The organism is Nocardioides sp. (assembly GCF_024509035.1).
GTDB lineage: Bacteria > Actinomycetota > Actinomycetes > Propionibacteriales > Nocardioidaceae > Nocardioides.
The window spans coordinates 1-2,422 of the sequence record NZ_JANINT010000293.1 but is presented as its reverse complement, the minus strand read 5'-3'; the positions used below and the strand labels follow the sequence as shown (position 1 = coordinate 2,422).

The 2,422-nt window shown below is 74.9% G+C and carries 3 protein-coding genes and 1 pseudogene; 1 reads left to right on the top strand and 3 read right to left on the bottom strand.

The genetic code is table 11. The annotated features are described in order from the left end of the window. From Q0L15_RS19375 to Q0L15_RS19365, 3 genes are all read right to left on the bottom strand, one after another. On the bottom strand, window positions 1-249 hold a 249-nt coding region (locus tag Q0L15_RS19375), incomplete at its 3' end, for a hypothetical protein (RefSeq protein ID WP_296606205.1). After that, window positions 246-1,829 carry a leucyl aminopeptidase gene (locus tag Q0L15_RS19370; protein ID WP_296606203.1) on the bottom strand — a complete coding sequence of 528 codons (1,584 nt, stop codon included), beginning with the start codon at window positions 1,827-1,829 and terminating at the stop codon, window positions 246-248. The genes Q0L15_RS19375 and Q0L15_RS19370, both read right to left, overlap by 4 nt. A gap of 5 nt (window positions 1,830-1,834) precedes the next feature. Then, the gene (locus Q0L15_RS19365; RefSeq protein ID WP_082574674.1) at window positions 1,835-2,002 is read right to left on the bottom strand and encodes a DUF3117 domain-containing protein; all 168 of its coding nucleotides are present in this window, start codon (window positions 2,000-2,002) and stop codon (window positions 1,835-1,837) included. Window positions 2,003-2,145: 143 nt separating this feature from the next. Here Q0L15_RS19365 and Q0L15_RS19360 point away from each other — a divergent pair. Continuing rightward, window positions 2,146-2,422, top strand: a pseudogene (locus tag Q0L15_RS19360) (PaaX family transcriptional regulator); the annotation flags it as partial.

Sequence of the window (2,422 nt, the reverse complement as noted above, 5' to 3'; positions counted from 1 at the left end):
GATCTGCGAGCCGGGTGACTCGGCGGCGGTCTCGGTGAACGCCGCCTGGAACTCCGCCCGCGCGGCGTCGCTCTCGAAGACGTAGCAGCCCTCGAACCACTTCCCCGGGACGCAGCGCCAGGTCTTGAAGCGGAGTCCGGCCATGCCGGTGAACCGGGCGTGCGAGGTCTCCGCGACGTACGACGCCAGCCGCTCCTCCACGCCGTCGGCGGCGTCGACGAGCGACCAGCGCACGGTCAGGCCGTTCACGATCCCACTCCCGCCAGCGGGTCCTCGGAGCCCAGCCACTGGAGCAGCGCCCGGGCGCCGAACCCGGTCGGGCCGGTCGTCCACTCGTCGCGCTCGTCGGGCGCGTCGCCGACCGAGGCGATGTCGAGGTGCGCCCAGGGCAGGTCGCCGACGAAGTGTTGGAGGAACAGCGCCGCCACGATCGCGCCCGGCCCGCCGGGGGCGTTGTCGGCGTCGGCCACCGTCGAGGACAGCTTGGACTCGTAGGCGGCCGAGAGCGGGAGCCGCCACAGCGGCTCCCCGGCGCGCTCGGCGGCAGCGTGCAGCGTCGCGGCGAGGGCCTCGTCGTTGGCGAAGAAGCCGCCGACCTGCTGGCCGAGCGCGACCTTCATCGCCCCGGTCAGCGTGGCGACGTCGACGATCACGTCGGGCTCGACCTCCGCGACGGCGTACGCGAGCCCGTCGGCGAGCACGAGCCGGCCCTCGGCGTCGGTGTTGGTGACCTCGGTGGTGCGCCCGCCGTAGTGGCGGATCACGTCCCCGGGTCGCAGCGCGTCGCCGCCGACGGCGTTCTCGGCCGCGGTGACCAGGCCGACGACGCGGACGGGGCAGCCGACGTCGCGCAGTGCGGCCATGGTGGCCATCACCACCGCGCCGCCGGTCATGTCGCGCTTCATGTTGACCATCGCCTCGCCGGGCTTGATCGAGAGCCCGCCGGTGTCGAAGGTGATGCCCTTGCCGACCAGCGCCACCGTGGGCGTCCGCCGGCCCGCCTTGCGCGGGGTGTAGTCGAGCCGGATCAGGCGGGGCGGGGTGGCCGAGGCCCGGCCGACGGCCAGGATGCCGCCGAAGCCCTCGGCCTGGAGCCGTTGCTCGTCCCAGACCGTCACCGCGAGCCCGCTCTCGCTCGCGAGCGTCTCGGCCTGCGCGGCCAGCCAGGGCGGGTTCTTCACGTTCGAGGGCACCGTGCACAGCATCCGGGAGCGCCACCCGGCGCCCCCGATCGCCACCGCCCGCTCGAGGGCGGGCGTGGCCCGCTCGGCGTCGGGCAGCCCGGCCAGCACCACCCGGCCGACCGGACGGTGCGGCGGCGGCCCGGAGCGCCAGTGGAACCCGAACGAGCCGAGCATCGTGCCGACGACGAAGGCCTCGAGACCGTCGTCGGCGCCGATCGCCGGCACGGTCGTGGCCAGGGCGTCCCGGTCGCGGGTCGCGCGCGCCACCGCTGCACCGGCGCGACGCAGGTCGTCGGTCGTCTGCGCGCCGACGCCGACGAGCAGCACCCGGCGCACGGAGGCGTTGTCGGGCAGGCCGAGCGGCACGGGCACCGAGGTGACCTCGCCCGGCTTGCCGGACGCGTCCTCGTCCTCGAGGACGGCGAGCAGGTCGAGGTCGAGCAGCTCAGCGAGCTCCGCCGCCCCCGGCCCGAGCACCACCGCGTCGCCCGCGGCGTCGCCGGGCAGCACGGGGACGGCCACGACGTCGACACCGAGGACGGCATGCGGCAGCGCCGCACTGACGGCGAACTCGGGTGGAGCGACCTGGCTGGGAAGGGTCGGAGGCCAGGCGGACAGCGGGGCCGGTGACGGGGTCGAGGGCACCGGGGTCAGCCGACGACGTCCTTGAGGGCATCTCCGAGGGCACCGGCCTCCTCGGCGTTGAGCTCGACAACGAGGCGACCACCGCCCTCGAGCGGCACGCGCATGACGATGCCGCGTCCTTCCTTGGTGACCTCCAGCGGACCGTCGCCCGTCCGCGGCTTCATCGCCGCCATCCGCGCACCTTCCTGTTGTGATGTGGCAGTGGGCCTCCGAGGGGCCCTGCTGCGCCGTACGCAGAGACCATTATCCCCTATCGGCGGGTGACGCGGAGCACAGGCCGCCAGCGGCCCCGCAACGGGGCTGGCAGACTCCAGCCATGCAGGCCCGGTCCGCACTCTTCGACGTGTACGGCGACCACCTGCGCGCCCGGGGCAGCCAGGCCCCCGTGGCGGCCCTCGTCCGGCTCCTCGACCCGGTCGGCATCGCCGGTCCGGCGGTGCGCACGGCGATCTCCCGGATGGTCATGCAGGGCTGGCTCGAGCCGGTCCAGATCGGCGGCGGTCGCGGATACCGCACCACCGAGCGCGCCAACCGCCGCCTCGACGACACCGGCAACCGCGTCTACCGGCGCGAGGTCCACACCTGGGACGGCC